Raw genomic sequence first — 16,135 nt, 5'->3', positions numbered from 1 at the left:
GTTCGGGGGTACGGGATCAGGCCGGGTAACCCGAGCCAGGACCACGCACCTCGCGGTACTCCTCGCGTACGACGCGGTCCTCCCGCACCGGTGCGACCGGCTCGGCGACGACCCGCTCACGCACCGGCGCGGCCACGACCCGGCGGCGGCTGTTCCAGAAGTACAGCGTGGTGAGCAGGCCGGCGACGCCGGCGAGCATGAGCACCCAGCCCACCACGTTGAGGTTCAGCCATCCCAGATTGGCGTCGACGGCGAACGCGAAGATCGCGCCGAGCGCGATGAGAAAGATGCTGGCACCGATGCCCATGACGTCGCCTCCTTGGCGTCCTGCTGGCGTTTCCTGCCCGCCGCGGCCATGGATGAGGTAGCGGCACACATCGACATACCCAGGCGCTTTGATCGTCAATCAGGCAAGCTGGGCGGTATGACGGACGGCAGGAACGGGCAGCGGACGCTGGTGCTGCTGCGGCACGCCAAGGCCGAGCCGTCCGGGGACCTCCCGGACGTGGAGCGGTCACTCACCGCGCGGGGGCACGCCGACGCGGCCACCGCCGGGGCCTGGCTGGCCCGGCACGGGCTGCTCCCCGACGTGGTGCTCTGCTCGCCCGCCCGGCGTACCCGGCAGACCTGGCACGACGCGGCGATGGGCATGAGCGGTTCGCCGACGGAGAGCGGTCCGGCGGGCTCGGCGCCCGCGGTGCGGTACGAGGCGAGCGCGTACGACGCGCTTCCGGATCAGCTGCTGGAGCTGCTGTGGACCGTCGAGCCGACCGCCGGCACCGTGCTGCTGGTCGCCCACAATCCGGGGATCTCACTGTTGTCGGCGCTGCTCGACCCGCAGCGGGCCGACCCGGACGGGCTGCGGACCAGCGACCTTGTGGTGCACCGGCCGACGACCCGCTGGGCCGACCTCGGGCCGGGAACCGCGCCGATCACCGGCCGCCACACCGCCCGCGCCTGATGCTCAGCCGACGCGGGTGTCGTACGCCGCCCGGTTGGCGAGCACGTCGTCCATGTGCGCCTCCGCCCAGGACTTCAGGCCGCGGATCATCTCGTGCAGGGAGAACCCGAGGTCGGTCATCTCGTAGGTGACCGTCACCGGCACTGTCGGCTCGACGGTGCGGGTGATCAGACCGTCGCGCTCCAGGGCGCGCAGCGTCTGGGTGAGCATCTTCTGGCTGACCCCGGGCAGCGTGCGGAACAGCTCGGAGTATCGCCTCGGTCGTGGGTCGCCCGCGCAGTCCGCCCCGAACCGGTGCGAGCCGTCGCTGCGCAGCGCGGCCAGCACGAGTGCGACCCACTTGTCGGTGATCCGGTCGAGCAGTTGCCGGCTGGGGCACCCGGCCAGGAACGCGTCGTACTCCGACTTGCTCATCTTCTGCTCCTGCCGCCCGGTGAGCTACGCACTTTCAGGTGCCTACTTCCCACAAGAAAGTAACACCCCGATAGTGGAGGGCGGCCGCCGCGACCCGGCGGCGTCGCGTAACGACGAGAGGTACACGCATGGCCCCCACCACCCTTCCCGGCGGCACCTGGACGCTGGGCGACCTGACCGTGACCCGGTTCGGCTACGGCGCGATGCAGCTCGCCGGCCAGTGGGTCATGGGACCACCGGCGGACCACGAGGGCGCCCTCGCGGTGCTGCGCGAGGCGGTCGCGCTCGGCATCACCCACATCGACACCAGCGCGGCGTACGGGCCGTACGTCACCAACCGGCTGATCCGGGAGGCGCTGCACCCGTACCCGGAGTCGCTGCACGTCGTCACCAAGGTCGGCGCGGACCGGGACGAGCAGGGCGGCTGGCCCACCGCGCGCGACCCGCGCAGCCTGCGCCGGCAGGTCCGGGAGAACCTGGAGACGCTCGGCCGGGAGAGGCTCGACCTGGTCAACCTGCGGCTCGGCGACGCCACGGGCCCGCAGCCCGGCTCGCTCGCCGAGCCGCTGGAGACGCTCGTCGCGCTCCAGCGGGAGGGCCTGATCCGCCACCTCGGCCTGAGCAACGTGACGCCGGAACAGGTCACCGAGGCACAGGCCATCACGCCCATCGTCTGCGTGCAGAACCACTACAACCTGGCGCACCGCGCAGACGACGACCTGATCGACGAGCTGGCCCGGCAGGGCGTCGCCTACGTGCCGTACTTCCCGCTCGGCGGCTTCACCCCGCTGCAGTCCTCGGCGCTGTCGGCAGTGGCCGCGCGCCTCGGGGCGACACCGATGGGCGTCGCCCTGGCCTGGCTGCTGCGCCGTTCCCCGAACGTCCTGCTGATCCCCGGCACGAAGTCCGTCGCGCACCTGCGCGAGAACGTCGGCGGCGCCGGGCTGGCCCTCTCCGGCGAGGATCTCGCCGAGCTGGACCGGATCGGCCGCTGAGACGCGGCGTCAGGACGGCGGCGCCGTCGGCGGCGGCGGGTCGGGCGGCGGCGGCATCATCGCGGTCGGATGCGAGAGCCGGTTCTCCTCCACGATGAGCGTGCGGGCCCGCTTGCGGCGGTCCTGCCAGAACCACAGCGTGGTCAGCAGGACGCCCAGCCCGGCCAGGATGAAGACCCAGCCGACCGCGCGCAGGTCGATCCACCAGACGTTGGCCCGGATGGCGAAGGTCATGATCGCGCCGAGCGCGATGAGAAAGATGGCGCTACCAATGCCCATGTGCGCTGCACTCCCCCGTGCGATGGCCTTGGGCGTACTCCGGTCGTGGTCCGCGACGGTTACCCGCCACCGGGCCGCCTATCCGCCCGGAGCGCACGCACGACGACGGCCGGCGGGCTGGGGCCCGCCGGCCGTCGTCATGAGGGGGAGAGTGACGCTTCAGGGGTGAAAGCCCCCGGAAGGGCTCAGAAAGCCTCCTCCGGGAGGTCCATGATCTCCAGGTCGGTGCCCTCGATGATCCGCCGGTCCGCGCCGATGCGGGGCAGCACCTCGCGGGCGAAGAACCGGGCGGCGGCGACCTTGCCGGTGTAGAAGGACTTGTCGGCCGCGGAGACCTCGCCGGCCAGCGCCTTCAGCGCCACGTCCGCCTGCTTCTGCAGCAGCCAGCCGACCACCAGGTCGCCGATCGCGAGCAGGAACCGGCGGCTGCTCAGGCCGACCTTGTAGAGGGCGCGGGTGTCGCCACCCTGGGCCTCGCCCAGCCAGCCGGTCATCACGCCGAGGATGTTCTGGATCTCGGCGAGCGCCTTGCCGAGCGCCTGCCGCTCCTCCTTGAGCTGGCCGTTGCCGGCCTCGGAGGTGATGTGCTCCTGGATCTCGGCGGCGACCGCCATCAGGGCCTTGCCGTTGTCCCGGACGATCTTGCGGAAGATCAGGTCCAGGCTCTGGATCGCCGTGGTGCCCTCGTACAGGGTGTCGATCTTGGCGTCCCGGACGTACTGCTCCAGCGGGTAGTCCTGGAGGAAGCCGGAGCCGCCGAAGGTCTGCAGCGCCTCGTGGCCGAGCAGCTCGTACGCCCGCTCCGAACCGACGCCCTTGACCAGCGGCAGGAGCAGGTCGTTGACGCGCTTGGCCAGCTTGGTGGCCTTCTCGTCACCGGCCGCCTCGGCGATCGTGACCTTGTCCTGCCAGGTCGCGGTGTAGCAGACGAGCGCGCGCAGGCCCTCGGCGTACGACTTCTGCAGCAGCAGCGAGCGGCGCACGTCCGGGTGGTTGGTGATGGTCACCCGCGGCGCGGTCTTGTCGGCCATCTGGGTGAGGTCGGCGCCCTGCACCCGGTTCTTGGCGTACTCCAGCGCGTTCAGGTAGCCGGTGGAGAGCGTGGCGATCGCCTTGGTGCCGACCAGCATCCGGGCGTACTCGATGATCATGAACATCTGGCGGATGCCGTCGTGCTTCTCACCCAGCAGCCAGCCCTTGGCCGGTACGCCGTGCTCGCCGAAGGTCACCTCGCAGGTGTTCGAGACCTTCAGGCCCATCTTGTGCTCGACGTTGGTGGCGTAGACGCCGTTGCGCTCGCCCAGCTCGCCGGTCTCGGCGTCGAAGTGGTACTTCGGCACGACGAACAGCGACAGGCCCTTGGTGCCCGGGCCACCGACGCCCTCGACGCCGACCGGGCGGGCCAGCACGTAGTGGACGATGTTGTCGCTCAGGTCGTGCTCACCGGAGGTGATGAAGCGCTTCACGCCCTCGATGTGCCACGAGCCGTCCGGCTGCTGGATCGCGCGGGTACGGCCGGCGCCCACGTCCGAGCCGGCGTCCGGCTCGGTGAGGACCATGGTCGAGCCCCACTGCTTGTCGATGAACAGCCGGGCCCACTTCTTCTGCTCCTCGGTGCCCTCGACGTGCAGCACGTGGGCGAAGGACGGGCCGGAGGCGTACATCCAGATCGGGGCGTTGGCGCCGAGCACCAGCTCGGCGAGCGACCACCAGAGGGCACGCGGGGCGTTGGTGCCGCCCAGGGACTCCGGCAGGTCGAGGCGCCAGAACTCGGAGTCCATGAACGCCTTGTACGACTTCTTGAACGACTCCGGCAGCGGCGCGGTGAACGTCGCCGGGTCGAAGACCGGCGGGTTGCGGTCGCTGTCCGTGTAGCTGGCAGCCAGGTCCTCGCGGGCGAGGCGGTCGACCTCGCCGAGGAAGCTGCGGGCGGTGTCGACGTCCAGGTCCGTGAACGGGGCCTGGCCGAGCGTCCGGTCCGCCCCGAATACCTCGAACAGGTTGAACTCGAGGTCCCGCACGTTGCTCTTGTAGTGGGTCATGCTCGCTGGCCCCGCTTCCGGACAGGTGTTACCGATCAGTAACTCCAGACTGTATTACTCACCGGTAGGCAACGACAAGCGGATCTCGGAAGTGACAGCGATTACACACTTCCCGTTCATCCGTCGGCGGCGCCGACCTCCCAGCTCGGCACCGGCGTCGCGGTGGCGCTGTACGGGCCGGCGTACTCCATCAGGACCAGCGCGATGTCGTCGTCGAGCCGGCCGTGCACCCACTCGACCAGGGCGGTCTCCAGCGAGGCCAGCCCGTCGGCGACGGTGCCGTGGCCGAGCAGCCGCCAGGCCCGGTCGGCGGTGGGGAAGAACTCGCCGTCCCGGCGCGCCTCGCCCAGCCCGTCGGTGAACAGCAGCAGCCGGTCGCCCGGCTCCAGCCGCTCCACACGCGGCCGGACCACCGGCATGAAGCCGAGCGGCGGCGCGGGCGCGGGCGGCTCCAGCGGGATCACCGCGCCCCGGCGCAGCAGCAACGGCGGCGGGTGCCCGCAGTTGACGATCGTGAGGGTGCCGCCGCGCTCCTCGACCAGCGCCGCGGTGACGAAGTCCTCGTCGCCGACGTTGCGGGCCACCGCGCGGTCCAGGTCGGTCACCACCGCGCGCAGGTCGGCCCGCTCGTACGCGACGTGCCGGTAGGAACCGAGCACGATGCTGGCCAGGCGGACCGCGTCCAGCCCCTTGCCCCGGACGTCACCGATGATCATGCGGACGCCGTACGGGGTGTCCATCGCCTCGTACAGGTCGCCGCCGATCTCGGCGGTAGCGGTCGAGGAGATGTACCGGGCGGCCACCGCGAGCGTGCCGACCTGCGGTCCGAGCGGGCGCAGCACCGCCTGCTGGGCCACCGAGGCGAGCCGGGACAGCTCCGCGATCCGGTCCACCTGCCGCTGGCGTACCGCCGCCGTGGCCGCGGCGACGACAGTCCCCACCGCGATGGCTGTCACGTTCACGGCGGTCACCAGCGTGGTGCCCCGCTCGGCGAGGGCGAAGGCGACACCGACGGCGGTGGCCAGCCCGCCCATCGCGAGCACCACCCGCCAGGAGGCCAGCGCCGCCGCCAGGAACGGCGCGATGACCATCAGCGCGAGGTAGTGCGCCGGACGGCCGTCGGCCAGTTCCGCCGCGGCGACGATCGCGAGCAGCCCGAGGGCCGCGCCGAGGCCGGCGCGGGATCCGGGGCTCAGCGGGCGACGGCCCGGCTGGAAGGGTTGCGTGCGTACATCGGACAGCATGCCTGATGGACGTGAACGGGAGAATGAACCTGGCCCGTCGGCCGTGGAAGTTCTGGCCGAGTGGACGGTCAGCCGAGGACCTCGTACCGGACCTGGATGTGCCCGAGACCGGTGGCGGCGATGGACGCGAACGCGGCGCGGGACAGGTCCAGGCACCGGCCCTCGATGAACGGGCCCCGGTCGTTGATCCGCACCACCACCGACTTGCCGTTGTCCGGGTTGGTGACCCGGACCTTCGTGTTGAACGGCAGCGTCTTGTGCGCGGCGGTCAGCGCGTTCGGGTTGAACGACTCGCCGTTCGCGGTCATCTGACCCTCGGCGTAGAAGGACGCGCCGCAGGAGCCGCTGTCCACGACCTTCGGGCTGCTGGTCTTCTTCGCCGTCGGCGACGGGGAGGCGGTCCGGGCCTTGCTCCGGGAGGCCGCCTGGGTCCGGCTCGACTTCGGGCTCGCGGTGGCCTTCGGCGACGGGCTGAGGCTCGCGCTCGGCGAGGCCGAGGCGCTCGGCGAGGGGGCCGCCGAGGTGGGGGCGGGCGTGCTGGGCAGCGTCGCGACCGCGACCGGCTCGGCGGGCGGCTCGGCGGAGGTGAGCCGCACGGCGCCGACGGTACCGCCGACCGCGAGCGCCACGCCGACCGCCGCGGTCGCGGCGATGGCGGCGGGCGAGGAGAACTTGCGGGTACGAAGGTGCCTAGCAGCCACCGGCCCGGTCCTTTCGTCAACTGAACAAACCGGCCCGGACCGTAACGAGAGAAGCACTTCCGAAGTCAACGTGATCATGGTGCTATGCCCGTATTTACCCCGGTACGTGTAGCCGATCACGCCACGCTCGATCGGCCGAACGGCCCACCGATCCCCGAGGATGGAAACCGTGCTGAACCGTCGCCTGGTCGAGCTGTTCCGGTGGATCGACCCCGGCCCCGGCAGCACCCACCTGGTCAGCGACACCTCCGGCTGGTGGCGTGACCCCGAGGTGCTCGCCCAGGTCGGCCCGGCGCTGGCCGGGCTCTTTCCGGACGCCCGCCCGACCGTCGTGATCGCGCCCGAGGTGACCGGGCTGCTGCTCGGCCCGCTCGTCGCGGTCGCCGCCGGAGCCGGTTTCCTGCCCGCGTACAAGGACGGCGGCGAGCGACGCCGGGCCGGGCCGACGCGCTGGGCGCAGACACCCCCCGACTACCGGGGCCGGCGGCTGCGGGTCGGCGTGGACAGCAGGCGGCTCGGCACCGGCGACCGGGTGCTGCTCGTCGACGACTGGGTCGACACCGGCGCGCAACTGGACGCGCTGTGCCGGGTCGTCCGGGACGCCGGGGCCGACCTGGTCGGCGCTGCCGCGCTCGTCGCGACCTGCCCGCCCGAGGTCGCCGCGCGGCTGAGGCTGCGCGCCCTGATCACCGGCGCCGACCTGCCGTGAGCCGCCGGCGGTGGCGGAGCGTGCCGTAGCGTCGGCGGCATGTGGCCCCGCATCGGTGGATTGCGCGCACTCGCCCTCGGCACGCCCGGTGAGCTGCGCACCCGGCTCAACACCCTCGTGCTCTCCGGCGTGAAGACCGCCACCGCCGGCCTGATGCAGGAGTACGACGACGAGAACGAGGAACTGGAGCACGTCGGCGAGCGACTGGTCCTGGTCGACGACAACGACCGGTTCGTCGCCGTCGTGGAGGTCACCGGCGTCGAGGTGGTGCGCTTCGCCGACGTGCCGTGGGACTTCGCCCGCGCCGAGGGCGAGGGCGACAGGTCGATCGAGGAGTGGCGCGAGGGCCACGGCGCCTACTGGGCCCGGCAGGGCACGCCGGTCACCGACGACACCCGGATCGTCTGCCTCCGGTTCCGGGTGGTCTCCACCGAGGGCAGCGTCGGCACCTAACCGGCCCGGCGCAGCTCCGGCAGCAGCGCCGCCGCCTCCACCAGCACCGCCTCGTCGCCCGCGTACCAGCTGCTGGCCCGGGGCCAGTGCGTCACCACGTCGGTGAAGCCCAGCCGGGCCGCCCGGGCCACCTGCTCGGCGAAGAAGTCGGCGCTGGTCAGCGAGAACATCGGAGCGGAGTCGAGCGAGAGGTAGCGGTCCAGCGTCGCCGGGTCACGGCCGGCCTGCTCCAGCGTGCGGTCCATCCGCTCGGACAGCTCCGTGACCGTCCGCCACCAGCTCTCCACGTCGTCGCTGCCCTGCCCGATGGTCACCCAGCCCTGCCCGAACCGGGCGGCCAGCCGCATCGAGCGGGGACCGTTCGCGGCCACCACGAACGGCACCCGGGGCTGCTGGACACACCCCGGGTTGTTGCGCGCGTCGACTGCGGTGAACCAGTCCCCGCGCCAGGTCGTGCCGTCCTCCCGCAGGATCGCGTCGAGCAGCTCGATGAACTCGGCGAACCGGTCCACGCGCTGCCGGGGCGGCAGCGTCTCGCCGCCGAGCACCGCCGAGTCGAAGCCGATGCCCCCCGCGCCCAGGCCGAGCAGCACGCGGCCGTCGGACACGTCGTCGAGCGCCGTCACCTGCCGGGCGAACGCCACCGGGTGCCGGAAGTTCGGCGAGGCCACGAGCGTCCCCAGCTTGACCCGGGACGTCACGCCGGCCGCCGCGGTCAGCGTCGTCCACGAGTCGAACCACGGCCCGTCGACCAGGTCACGCCAACCCAGGTGGTCGTAGGTCCAGGCGTGGTCGAAGCCCCACTCGTCCACCTGGGCCCACCGCCGACGTGCTTCCGACCAGCGCTGGTCAGGCAGGATCACGATGCCGATTCGCATGCCCGCCAGGGTACGACCCGGGTCGGACACTCCGACCCGGGTCGCGGTGATCACGCCGCCAGATCGGCGACCACGCAGGCGATGTTGTCCGGTGCGCCGGCCGCGTACGCCAGCTCCACCAGGCGCTCGACGGCGCTCTCCGGATCGTCCGCCTCCGTCAGCGCGGCGTGCAGCGCGCCCGGCTCCACCACGGCGGAGAGGCCGTCGGAGCAGAGCAGGTAGCGGTCGCCGGGCAGCGCGGTCCGCAGCGCCAGGTCCGCCTCGACCTCCGCGCCCGCGCCGAGCGCCCGGGCCAGCAGCGCCCGCTGCGGATGCGATCCCGCCTCGGCCGGGGTGAGCCGGCCCTGGTCGACGAGCGTCTGCACGTACGTGTGGTCCTGGGTGAGCCGGAACAGCTCACCGCCGCGCAGCAGGTAGGCCCGGCTGTCCCCGACGTGCACCAGCGCCAGCCGGGTGCCACGTCGCACGAGCGCGGTGAGCGTGGTGGCGGGCTGGTCGGCGTCGGTGGCGTGCGCGCGTACCGCCCGGTCGGCCCGGCTCACCGCGTCGGCCAGCGCGGCGAGCAGGTCGGCCTGCGACTCGTCCGTCTGCTCCAGCGGCCGCAGCGCGTCCACCGCCTCCGCGCTCGCTTTGGACCCGGCCGGGCCGCGTACGCCGTCGGCGACAGCGAGCAGCGCCGCGCTCGCGTACGCGGTGTCCTCGTTGGAGTCGCGGACCGTTCCCGTTTCGCAGCGCGTCGCGTACCGGAAGATCGTCTCGGACATGGTGGTGCCCCTCTCGCTGAGCGTGTCGACGAGGAGCGCGACGGCCCGGCCGCGCGCCGCGGTGTCCGCGCTGACCCGCCGCCACCAGGCGTCGAGCGCCTCCGCGGCGGCCGCGGGCGGCAGGCCGCAGACGGTACGGATCTCGGCCAGCGGCATCCCCGCCCGGCGCAGCCCGGCGATCAGCCGCGCCCGGTCCGCCTGCTCCGGCGCGTAGTAGCGGTAGCCCGAGTGCGGGTCCACCGCGGCCGGGGGCAGCAGCCCGCAGTCGTCGTAGATGCGCAGCGCCTTGGCGCTCAGGCCGGTCGCGCGGGCGAACGCCCCGATGGTCAGCAGTCGCACCGTGCCTCCCTCGCGCTCCTCGTGCCGGTCACCGCGACCGGCACCGATCACGCTGGGCCTTGCCGCAGGGGACGGGTCAAGGCGTCGTTGCCGCCAGTTTGGCGAGCATCCGGCCCAGATGCGGCTCGATCGTGCCGGTCGGCGCCTCGTTCACCTCGGCCGGCGTCCACCAGCGGATGCCCGCGAACTCCACCGAGTCGGGCGTGAACCGCTGGTCACGGCCCGCGGACAGCACGTACCAGAGGCTCACGTCGGTGTGCCGGTGCTCGGGCGGGCCGACCGTCTCGGTGACGGTGAGGAACGCCGGGCGCTCACCGAACGGCGGCGCGAAGACCGCCGACACGCCCAGTTCCTCCCGCAGCTCGCGGCGCACCGTGTCGGCCGGGTGCTCTCCCGGCTCGACGTGCCCGCCGCTGGGCAACCACATCGCGGCGAGGCGGTGGTCGACGAGCAGCACCGCGCCGTCGGCCGGGTCGCGGAGCAGGAAGTACGCGACCAGGTGTGGCGACGGCGTACGCGGCTTGGCCCGGCGGAAGATGTCCTCCGTGCCGGCCAGCCAGGTCAAGGCCGCCTCCCGGTGCCGCGCCTCCAGCTCGTCCCCAGGTGGCAGTTCCTCGACCAGTGCCCGGATCTCGTCCCGCATCCCGCCGATGCTGCCACCTGGGTACGACGGGATCAGTCCGGCGGCAGCGGGTTGGCGTCGGCCGCTGCGCGGACGAACTCGCGTACCCGGGATGTGGTGTTCCCGGCCGGCCACACCGGACCGCGACAGATCGGCGGCGCGTCGTGGATCGGCACGTAGGCCACGTCCGGACGGGCGTAGAACTGCCGGGCCTGCTCACCCACCGGCAGCACCCCGCGCCCGAGCGCGACGAGCGCCAGCATCTCGGAGAAGCTGCCACCCACCGGGCCCTTCGGCACCGGACGGCCGGACGGGGTGCGGTCCGGCGTGCGGTCCTGCTTGAACGCGGTCGACGTCACCGCCGGGTACTGCACCACCGGATGGTCGCCGAGCACCTCCAGCGACACCGACTCCTCGGCCGCCAGCGGATGGCCCGCGGCCACCGCGAGCACCCGGCGCTCGCGCAGCAGCACCGGGCCGTTCGCCATGCCGTCGAAGGGGTACGAGGCGATCAGGACGTCGATCGTGCCGTCCAGCAGGCTCGACCGGGTGCTGGCCAGCGGCGCCTCGTGCACGTGCACCTCGCAGTCCGGATGACGCTCGGTGAACAGCGCGACCGCCCGCAGCAGCACCGGCGCTGTCGACTCGCCGACGTACGCCACCCGCAGCTCGCCGGTGAGCCCGCGCCCGGCGTCCACGGCCCGCTGCACCGCCGCCTCGATGCCGGCCACCAGCGGGCGCATCTCCTCGGCCAGGCGGGCACCGATCGGGGTGAGCCGGACGACCCGGCTGGTGCGCTCGAACAGCGGCGCGCCGATGCGGCGTTCCAGCTTGCGCACCACGTGGCTGACCCGTCCGGTGCTCACCCGCAGCCGCTCGGCGGTCCGCCCGAAGTGCAGCTCCCCGGCCAGGGTCAGGAACGTCTCGATCTCGTACCGCTCCAGCACAAGGCGCCTCCGTCGTTGCCCGTGAGTCAACGATCGTAGTGCGATCGGGGGTTGGTCCCGCCGCCGCGCCGGGCCAGAGTTGACGGCATGCGGAACGATCTCGTGACGGTGACCGGGTTCGACCATCTCGTGCTCTCGGTGAGCGACGTCGAGCGTTCCCTCGACTTCTACTGCGGCACGCTCGGGCTGGCCCCGGTGCGGGTCGACAGGTGGCGGGCCGGCGAGGTGCCGTTCCCCTCCGTACGCATCGACGCCGGCACCATCATCGACCTGATCGCGGGCGACCCGACCGGGTCCAACGTGGACCACTTCTGCCTCGTCGTGGAGCCGGTCGACTGGCAGCGGGTGGTCGACTCCGGGGTGTTCACGGTGCTGACCGGCCCGGTCCCGCGCTTCGGGGCGCGGGGCACCGCCACCTCGATCTACGTCAGCGACCCGGACGGCAACACAATCGAACTGCGTTCCTACCCGGCCGACGCCTAACCTGGCCCGATGCCGGAGCTGGAACGACTCGCCGCCCGCCACGCGCCCGCCGTGCTGCGGTTCGAGCGGGAGAACCGCGCCTACTTCGCCCGGTACGTCCCCGACCGGGGCGACGACTTCTTCACCGGCTACGCCGCCCGGCACGCGGCCCTGCTGGCCGAGCAGGACCGCGGCACCTGCCACTTCCACGTGCTGGTCGGCGACTACGGCGCCGTACTCGGGCGCTTCAACCTGGTCGACGTCGCAGGCGGCAGCGCCGAGCTGGGCTACCGCGTGGCCGAGCGCGCCGCCGGGGGCGGGCTCGCCGGCGAAGGCGTACGGCGCGTCTGCGAACTGGCCCGCGGCGAGTACGGGCTGCGCCGGCTCGTCGCCTCGGCGACGCTGGCGAACCCGGCCTCACTGGCGGTGCTCAAGCGTGCCGGCTTCGTACCGGACGGTCCGGTGGAACTGGACGGGGAGCCCGGCCTGCGGCACACGCTCGACCTCGACGCGCCCTACGCTGCGGCGTCGCCGTAGGCGGGCGCGCCGGCCGGCTCGTACGTCAGCTGGAGCGTGCCGTGGGCGTGGGTGACCGACTCGGTGAGCCGCAGCGCGGTCGGCACCGTGCCGTCGCCGAACAGCCGCTTGCCGGTGCCGAGGAGCACCGGGTGCACCCACAGGTTGAGCCGGTCCACGAGGCCGGCGCGCAGCAGCGACTGCGCCAGGTCGAGGCTGCCGATCACGTGCACCTCGTCGTGGCGGGCCTTCATCTCGGTCACCCGCTCGGCCAGGTCACCGCTGACCAGCGTCGAGTTCGCCCAGGCCAGCGGTTCGGTGAGGGTGCGGCTGGCCACGTACTTGGGCGCGCCGTTGAGCAGGCCGGTGAAGGGGATCTCCTCCGGCGCCTTCGGCCAGTAGCCGGCGAAGATGTCGTACGTCTTGCGGCCCAGCAGCAGCGCGTCCATGCTGCTGGCCTGCTGGAACATCACCGTGCCGGACTCGTCGTCCAGCAGCGGCATCTGCCATCCGCCGTGGCTGAAGCCGCCGTCGCGGTCCTCGTCAGGCTCGCCGGGCGCCTGCGCCACGCCGTCGAGGGTCAGGAACTCGGTCACGATCAACGTACCCATGGGTCTGCTCCTCCGGTTTTCGCTCGTCCCCCGACAGACCCGTCAACGACCCGCAACTCATCGCCGAGGTGTACGTGATGGATTTCGTGGAACTTGTCATCGACGGGCAGATCGACATCGATCGCGACGACCTCGAAGATGCCCTCAACGAGGCTCTCGTCGGGCGCGGCAAGGTGACCGGTGCCGGAACAAGCGAGCACGGCTCGCACTTCGACGTCGACGTCCTTGTGACGGCGGACCGACGAGCCGTCCTGGACGCCGTCTTCGGGGTGCTCGCCGCCTTGGACCTGGGCGACTCCGTGCGGGTCCGGCCCGGCGATGGGCAGACCTGGATCCGCCCGGGCCAGTGGACCCGCTCTACTCGTTCCGGACGAGCCTGAAGGGCACCCCGTCGATCTCCGTGACGTACCCGATGACCGGCACCGGGTTCCTCAGCTCCGCGATCTCGACAAGCAATGAGGTGGCAGTGCCGGCGTAGGGCTCGGGCGGGTCGATCAGGGCGGTATCGCAGACCACCGTCGGCCACTGCTCGGGAGGGCCGTCGTTCAGGTGCCAGCAGAGCAGATAGTCGAAGTTCACGGCTCCCCAGACCCGGAGGTCTCCCGGGGAGGTGCCGAAGTGGTAGGGGAAGCCACCCGCACACTCCGCCTTCTCGTTCATCACGTCTTGCCAGTTGCGCGCGTACAGGAGGAAGTCCGGTACGCCCCAGGCGGAAGGATGAAGCACTTCCAGGAAGCCGATGACGCCGTGTGGGAAGCGCTCGACGAAGCGTCGGTAGTCCTCGGGAAAGGGGTGGCCGGCGGCCTCGGTGAGGGCCGGCCAGTCGACCTCGATTCCCGCCGATCCGTCCCAGTCGAGCAGGACGGCGAGCCGGTCCGTCGTCGGCGAAGCGCTCGGTCTCATTCGGCGACCTCCGGCAGATGATCGTTAATCGAGTGCACGCCCCGTCCGTCTCCACCGTAAGATCAATCTCTTCGGCAGGCGTACGTCTCCGGAGTCCTCGAAGGCGGATTCGCCATGATCCCCGATCGGACTGAGACAAGCGGCCTCCTGGACGAGGCGCTGGCGGGTGTGGCCGTCGCGTTCCAGGGCATGACGGCCCACGAGCAGGAGTCCAACTGCGAGTGCCACTGGGGCAGTGCGGAGGAACTGGAACTGCTGAAGACGCCGGACGTGCCGCTCGACGAAGAGCTGCTCCGACGCACGTACTGGGCCGCGGACTGGCACTATCCGGGTCTGCTGCTGCGCCGGATCCTGCCCCAGGTGACTGAGCGCCTCGTGGACGGCCGAATAGTGGCGATGGAAGGGCTGGACAGTCTGGCCCGCTTCTTCGCCGTCTCTCCCTGGCACGAGTGGCCGAAGGGGCAGCAGGCCGCCCTGCGGAGGTTTCTGAACGTCTGGTGGGTGCACGTTCTGGTCGAGCCCGACGCGAAGGTGCCCGCACATGCGGCCCTGCCGTTCCTCGCCGAGGCCACCACCAGGCTCACGCCGTGGTTGGCCGACTGGGCGGAGGCGCTGGTCGACGAGCCGGCCCGGCGACATCTGGTCGAGGCCATGGATGAGTGGATGTACGACCTGCAGGGCGACGCGCTCCCGTGGCAGAGTTCGCACGACATCGACGCGTGGGCCCCCGCGCTGCAACTGTGGGTGATACGGCACGCGCCGGCCGTCCTGCGCGAGCACGACGCGTCGGCGGAGCTGATCGAGGACATCAGCCGGTTCAGCCTGCCCGATTCCGAGCGGTACGACAAACCGCTCTCGCGCTGGCGCGCCGGGCGCCCGTGGCCTGAGTGACGTCGAAGGCCCTGGCTGGGACTTGCGTCCTGACCAGGGCCTCTCGCGTGGAGCGGGTGACGGGAATCGAACCCGCACTGTCAGCTTGGGAAGCTGATGTTCTGCCATTGAACTACACCCGCAGGCGGCACCACTCTACCTGAAGCCCCCCACCCCCGTGCAGTCAGGTGCGCGCGCCACCTCGGCGAGGTGGCGGCATCGGCGGCCGGTTGACCCCACCATCTCCCCGAACTGGAGTGGATCAAGCACGCACCGAGGTCGCGGGCCGCGAAGTTGCACGTCGGAAACGTATGGGCATTCTCAAATGCATCGATGGGATGTAACGTCTGCCCCACGTTTCCGCACCGGCGTGACACACCCCCTGGCACGCCGTCAGAAAGAGGTGGGCCCATGGGACTCCGTCCCAACCTGCTGACCCGGCGTACCGCCGGTGTCGCGACGTCGACCCTCGCGCTGCTGCTCAGCACCGCCGCCGTCGGCGTCGTCCCCGCTGCTTCGGCCTTCTCGGCCGCCCCGGCCGGCGTCTGCGCCGAGCCTGCTGACGCCCACGCCGACGAGCACGCGAACGCTCGCGTCGCGAAGGGCGGCAACGCCAAGCTCGACCCCAACCACCTGACCGCCAAGCAGGTCCAGGACCGGGAGGCCGACCTCGCCGCCGCGCAGCGCGAGCGGGCCAACTTCCGGACCGGCGCGGTCACCCCGCTGGCCACCGTGACGATCCCGGTCGTCGTGCACGTCATCCAGGAGAACAGCACCCGGGCCGGCGGCAACATCACCGACTCGATGATCAACCAGCAGATCACCGTGCTGAACCAGTCGTACGCGGGCTCGACCGGCGGCGCCGCCACCGCCTTCGGGTTCCAGCTCACGAAGATCAACCGGGTGACCAACCCGTCGTGGTACCCGATCGTGCAGGGCTCCTCCGCCGAGCGCTCGATGAAGACCTCGCTGCGTGAGGGCGGCAAGAACACGCTGAACATCTACCTCGGTGAGCTGAGCGACAGCCTGCTGGGCTGGGCGACGTTCCCGAAGCGGACGCTGGACAAGATGGACGGCGTGGTCGTGCTCAACGAGTCGCTGCCCGGCGGCACCGCCACCAACTACAACCAGGGTGACACCGGCACCCACGAGGTCGGCCACTGGCTGAACCTCTACCACACCTTCCAGGGCGGCTGCTCCGGCTCGGGCGACAGCGTCTCCGACACCCCGGCCGAGGCGTCCCCGGCGTACCAGTGCCCGACCGGCCGCGACACCTGCTCGACCGCCGGCAAGGACCCGATCACCAACTTCATGGACTACACGTACGACTCCTGCATGTACCAGTTCACCGCCGGCCAGGCGAGCCGCATGCTCACCGCGTGGAACGCCTACCGCGCAGCCTGACCGCCTCGTACCGCGTACCGG

At 71.7% G+C, this 16,135-nt stretch carries 21 protein-coding genes and 1 tRNA gene; 9 read left to right on the top strand and 13 right to left on the bottom strand.

Annotation, left to right across the window (positions count from 1 at the left end):
* Positions 1-16: 16 nt before the first annotated feature.
* On the bottom strand, positions 17-307 hold the full coding sequence (locus J3R08_RS31645) for a DUF6458 family protein (RefSeq protein WP_030500523.1): 291 nt from the start codon (positions 305-307) through the stop codon (positions 17-19).
* 117 nt (positions 308-424) lie between these two features.
* Here J3R08_RS31645 and J3R08_RS31640 point away from each other — a divergent pair, with 117 nt between their 5' ends.
* Positions 425-961, top strand: coding sequence for a histidine phosphatase family protein (locus tag J3R08_RS31640; protein ID WP_043327592.1), 537 nt, complete (start codon positions 425-427; stop codon positions 959-961).
* A gap of 3 nt (positions 962-964) precedes the next feature.
* On the opposite strand, the gene J3R08_RS31635 is transcribed toward J3R08_RS31640, so the two are convergent.
* Entirely contained in the window at positions 965-1,375 is a 411-nt protein-coding gene (locus tag J3R08_RS31635; protein ID WP_209963918.1) for a helix-turn-helix domain-containing protein, read from the bottom strand.
* A 128-nt stretch (positions 1,376-1,503) separates the two neighbouring features.
* Here J3R08_RS31635 and J3R08_RS31630 point away from each other — a divergent pair, with 128 nt between their 5' ends.
* Entirely contained in the window at positions 1,504-2,370 is an 867-nt protein-coding gene (locus tag J3R08_RS31630) for an aldo/keto reductase family oxidoreductase (RefSeq protein WP_209963915.1), read from the top strand.
* A gap of 9 nt (positions 2,371-2,379) precedes the next feature.
* Here the strand turns inward: J3R08_RS31630 and J3R08_RS31625 are convergent, their stop codons facing one another.
* The 4 genes from J3R08_RS31625 to J3R08_RS32795 all read right to left on the bottom strand — a co-directional run bounded on the left by J3R08_RS31625 (position 2,380) and on the right by J3R08_RS32795 (position 6,636).
* A complete protein-coding gene (locus J3R08_RS31625; protein ID WP_013283345.1) occupies positions 2,380-2,649 on the bottom strand; it encodes a DUF6458 family protein in 270 nt (89 codons plus the stop codon).
* 185 nt (positions 2,650-2,834) lie between these two features.
* On the bottom strand, positions 2,835-4,691 hold the full coding sequence (locus J3R08_RS31620) for an acyl-CoA dehydrogenase (protein WP_043327595.1): 1,857 nt from the start codon (positions 4,689-4,691) through the stop codon (positions 2,835-2,837).
* A 116-nt stretch (positions 4,692-4,807) separates the two neighbouring features.
* Entirely contained in the window at positions 4,808-5,935 is a 1,128-nt protein-coding gene (locus J3R08_RS31615; protein ID WP_043327596.1) for a PP2C family protein-serine/threonine phosphatase, read from the bottom strand.
* Between the two features lie 68 nt (positions 5,936-6,003).
* A complete protein-coding gene (locus tag J3R08_RS32795; protein ID WP_069089158.1) occupies positions 6,004-6,636 on the bottom strand; it encodes a septal ring lytic transglycosylase RlpA family protein in 633 nt (210 codons plus the stop codon).
* Between the two features lie 160 nt (positions 6,637-6,796).
* Here J3R08_RS32795 and J3R08_RS31605 point away from each other — a divergent pair, with 160 nt between their 5' ends.
* Together J3R08_RS31605 and J3R08_RS31600 are read left to right on the top strand one after the other, a co-directional pair.
* Positions 6,797-7,345: a phosphoribosyltransferase family protein gene (locus J3R08_RS31605; RefSeq protein ID WP_176722851.1), complete on the top strand. Its 549-nt coding sequence runs from the start codon at positions 6,797-6,799 to the stop codon at positions 7,343-7,345.
* 39 nt (positions 7,346-7,384) lie between these two features.
* The gene (locus tag J3R08_RS31600; RefSeq protein WP_069089157.1) at positions 7,385-7,798 is read left to right on the top strand and encodes an ASCH domain-containing protein; all 414 of its coding nucleotides are present in this window, start codon (positions 7,385-7,387) and stop codon (positions 7,796-7,798) included.
* Here J3R08_RS31600 and J3R08_RS31595 read toward each other — a convergent pair.
* From J3R08_RS31595 to J3R08_RS31580, 4 genes are all read right to left on the bottom strand, one after another.
* Positions 7,795-8,676 carry an LLM class flavin-dependent oxidoreductase gene (locus tag J3R08_RS31595; RefSeq protein ID WP_064448122.1) on the bottom strand — a complete coding sequence of 294 codons (882 nt, stop codon included), beginning with the start codon at positions 8,674-8,676 and terminating at the stop codon, positions 7,795-7,797. The two genes, J3R08_RS31600 and J3R08_RS31595, sit on opposite strands and share 4 nt — an antisense overlap.
* A gap of 50 nt (positions 8,677-8,726) precedes the next feature.
* Positions 8,727-9,779: a MerR family transcriptional regulator gene (locus J3R08_RS31590; protein WP_209963912.1), complete on the bottom strand. Its 1,053-nt coding sequence runs from the start codon at positions 9,777-9,779 to the stop codon at positions 8,727-8,729.
* Positions 9,780-9,855: 76 nt separating this feature from the next.
* Positions 9,856-10,422 carry an NUDIX hydrolase gene (locus J3R08_RS31585; protein WP_104113407.1) on the bottom strand — a complete coding sequence of 189 codons (567 nt, stop codon included), beginning with the start codon at positions 10,420-10,422 and terminating at the stop codon, positions 9,856-9,858.
* A gap of 32 nt (positions 10,423-10,454) precedes the next feature.
* Positions 10,455-11,348: a LysR family transcriptional regulator gene (locus J3R08_RS31580; RefSeq protein WP_209963909.1), complete on the bottom strand. Its 894-nt coding sequence runs from the start codon at positions 11,346-11,348 to the stop codon at positions 10,455-10,457.
* 87 nt (positions 11,349-11,435) lie between these two features.
* On the opposite strand from J3R08_RS31580, the gene J3R08_RS31575 reads away from it, so the two are divergent.
* Together J3R08_RS31575 and J3R08_RS31570 are read left to right on the top strand one after the other, a co-directional pair.
* Positions 11,436-11,831, top strand: a complete 396-nt coding sequence (locus J3R08_RS31575; protein WP_064447975.1) for a VOC family protein — start codon at positions 11,436-11,438, stop codon at positions 11,829-11,831.
* Between the two features lie 9 nt (positions 11,832-11,840).
* The gene (locus tag J3R08_RS31570; RefSeq protein WP_209963906.1) at positions 11,841-12,347 is read left to right on the top strand and encodes a GNAT family N-acetyltransferase; all 507 of its coding nucleotides are present in this window, start codon (positions 11,841-11,843) and stop codon (positions 12,345-12,347) included.
* Here the strand turns inward: J3R08_RS31570 and J3R08_RS31565 are convergent.
* A complete protein-coding gene (locus J3R08_RS31565) occupies positions 12,326-12,937 on the bottom strand; it encodes a dihydrofolate reductase family protein (RefSeq protein WP_209963903.1) in 612 nt (203 codons plus the stop codon). The genes J3R08_RS31570 and J3R08_RS31565 overlap by 22 nt on opposite strands.
* 77 nt (positions 12,938-13,014) lie before the next feature.
* Between J3R08_RS31565 and J3R08_RS31560 the strand changes: the two genes are divergently transcribed.
* Complete coding sequence (locus J3R08_RS31560; protein WP_209963900.1) at positions 13,015-13,317, top strand: hypothetical protein; 303 nt, start codon at positions 13,015-13,017, stop codon at positions 13,315-13,317.
* Here the strand turns inward: J3R08_RS31560 and J3R08_RS31555 are convergent.
* Entirely contained in the window at positions 13,295-13,840 is a 546-nt protein-coding gene (locus tag J3R08_RS31555; RefSeq protein ID WP_209963898.1) for a hypothetical protein, read from the bottom strand. The two genes, J3R08_RS31560 and J3R08_RS31555, sit on opposite strands and share 23 nt — an antisense overlap.
* 114 nt (positions 13,841-13,954) lie before the next feature.
* On the opposite strand from J3R08_RS31555, the gene J3R08_RS31550 reads away from it, so the two are divergent.
* On the top strand, positions 13,955-14,731 hold the full coding sequence (locus tag J3R08_RS31550) for a hypothetical protein (RefSeq protein ID WP_209963895.1): 777 nt from the start codon (positions 13,955-13,957) through the stop codon (positions 14,729-14,731).
* A 48-nt stretch (positions 14,732-14,779) separates the two neighbouring features.
* Here J3R08_RS31550 and J3R08_RS31545 read toward each other — a convergent pair.
* Positions 14,780-14,853: transfer RNA gene (locus tag J3R08_RS31545), tRNA-Gly, on the bottom strand.
* A gap of 268 nt (positions 14,854-15,121) precedes the next feature.
* Here J3R08_RS31545 and J3R08_RS31540 point away from each other — a divergent pair.
* Complete coding sequence (locus tag J3R08_RS31540; protein ID WP_043327608.1) at positions 15,122-16,114, top strand: zinc metalloprotease; 993 nt, start codon at positions 15,122-15,124, stop codon at positions 16,112-16,114.
* Positions 16,115-16,135 lie beyond the last annotated feature (21 nt).

Origin of the sequence: Micromonospora sp. HB375 (genome assembly GCF_017872985.1) — a bacterium.
Taxonomy (GTDB): domain Bacteria; phylum Actinomycetota; class Actinomycetes; order Mycobacteriales; family Micromonosporaceae; genus Micromonospora; species Micromonospora chalcea.
Note: the sequence above shows the minus strand (reverse complement) of the source record. Positions and strands in the feature narration are given on the sequence as shown.

What these genes read in the sequence shown, in the direction of transcription:
- J3R08_RS31635 (WP_209963918.1), bottom strand. Translation starts at nt 1,375, where the DNA reads ATGAGCAAGTCGGAGTACGACGCGTTCCTGGCCGGGTGCCCCAGCCGG.
- J3R08_RS31540 (WP_043327608.1), top strand. Translation starts at nt 15,122, where the DNA reads ATGGGACTCCGTCCCAACCTGCTGACCCGGCGTACCGCCGGTGTCGCG.
- J3R08_RS31620 (WP_043327595.1), bottom strand. Translation starts at nt 4,691, where the DNA reads ATGACCCACTACAAGAGCAACGTGCGGGACCTCGAGTTCAACCTGTTC.
- J3R08_RS31585 (WP_104113407.1), bottom strand. Translation starts at nt 10,422, where the DNA reads ATGCGGGACGAGATCCGGGCACTGGTCGAGGAACTGCCACCTGGGGAC.
- J3R08_RS31575 (WP_064447975.1), top strand. Translation starts at nt 11,436, where the DNA reads ATGCGGAACGATCTCGTGACGGTGACCGGGTTCGACCATCTCGTGCTC.
- J3R08_RS31630 (WP_209963915.1), top strand. Translation starts at nt 1,504, where the DNA reads ATGGCCCCCACCACCCTTCCCGGCGGCACCTGGACGCTGGGCGACCTG.
- J3R08_RS31570 (WP_209963906.1), top strand. Translation starts at nt 11,841, where the DNA reads ATGCCGGAGCTGGAACGACTCGCCGCCCGCCACGCGCCCGCCGTGCTG.
- J3R08_RS31645 (WP_030500523.1), bottom strand. Translation starts at nt 307, where the DNA reads ATGGGCATCGGTGCCAGCATCTTTCTCATCGCGCTCGGCGCGATCTTC.
- J3R08_RS31605 (WP_176722851.1), top strand. Translation starts at nt 6,797, where the DNA reads ATGGAAACCGTGCTGAACCGTCGCCTGGTCGAGCTGTTCCGGTGGATC.
- J3R08_RS31565 (WP_209963903.1), bottom strand. Translation starts at nt 12,937, where the DNA reads ATGGGTACGTTGATCGTGACCGAGTTCCTGACCCTCGACGGCGTGGCG.
- J3R08_RS31560 (WP_209963900.1), top strand. Translation starts at nt 13,015, where the DNA reads ATGGATTTCGTGGAACTTGTCATCGACGGGCAGATCGACATCGATCGC.
- J3R08_RS31600 (WP_069089157.1), top strand. Translation starts at nt 7,385, where the DNA reads ATGTGGCCCCGCATCGGTGGATTGCGCGCACTCGCCCTCGGCACGCCC.
- J3R08_RS31615 (WP_043327596.1), bottom strand. Translation starts at nt 5,935, where the DNA reads ATGCTGTCCGATGTACGCACGCAACCCTTCCAGCCGGGCCGTCGCCCG.
- J3R08_RS31595 (WP_064448122.1), bottom strand. Translation starts at nt 8,676, where the DNA reads ATGCGAATCGGCATCGTGATCCTGCCTGACCAGCGCTGGTCGGAAGCA.
- J3R08_RS31555 (WP_209963898.1), bottom strand. Translation starts at nt 13,840, where the DNA reads ATGAGACCGAGCGCTTCGCCGACGACGGACCGGCTCGCCGTCCTGCTC.
- J3R08_RS31550 (WP_209963895.1), top strand. Translation starts at nt 13,955, where the DNA reads ATGATCCCCGATCGGACTGAGACAAGCGGCCTCCTGGACGAGGCGCTG.
- J3R08_RS31625 (WP_013283345.1), bottom strand. Translation starts at nt 2,649, where the DNA reads ATGGGCATTGGTAGCGCCATCTTTCTCATCGCGCTCGGCGCGATCATG.
- J3R08_RS31640 (WP_043327592.1), top strand. Translation starts at nt 425, where the DNA reads ATGACGGACGGCAGGAACGGGCAGCGGACGCTGGTGCTGCTGCGGCAC.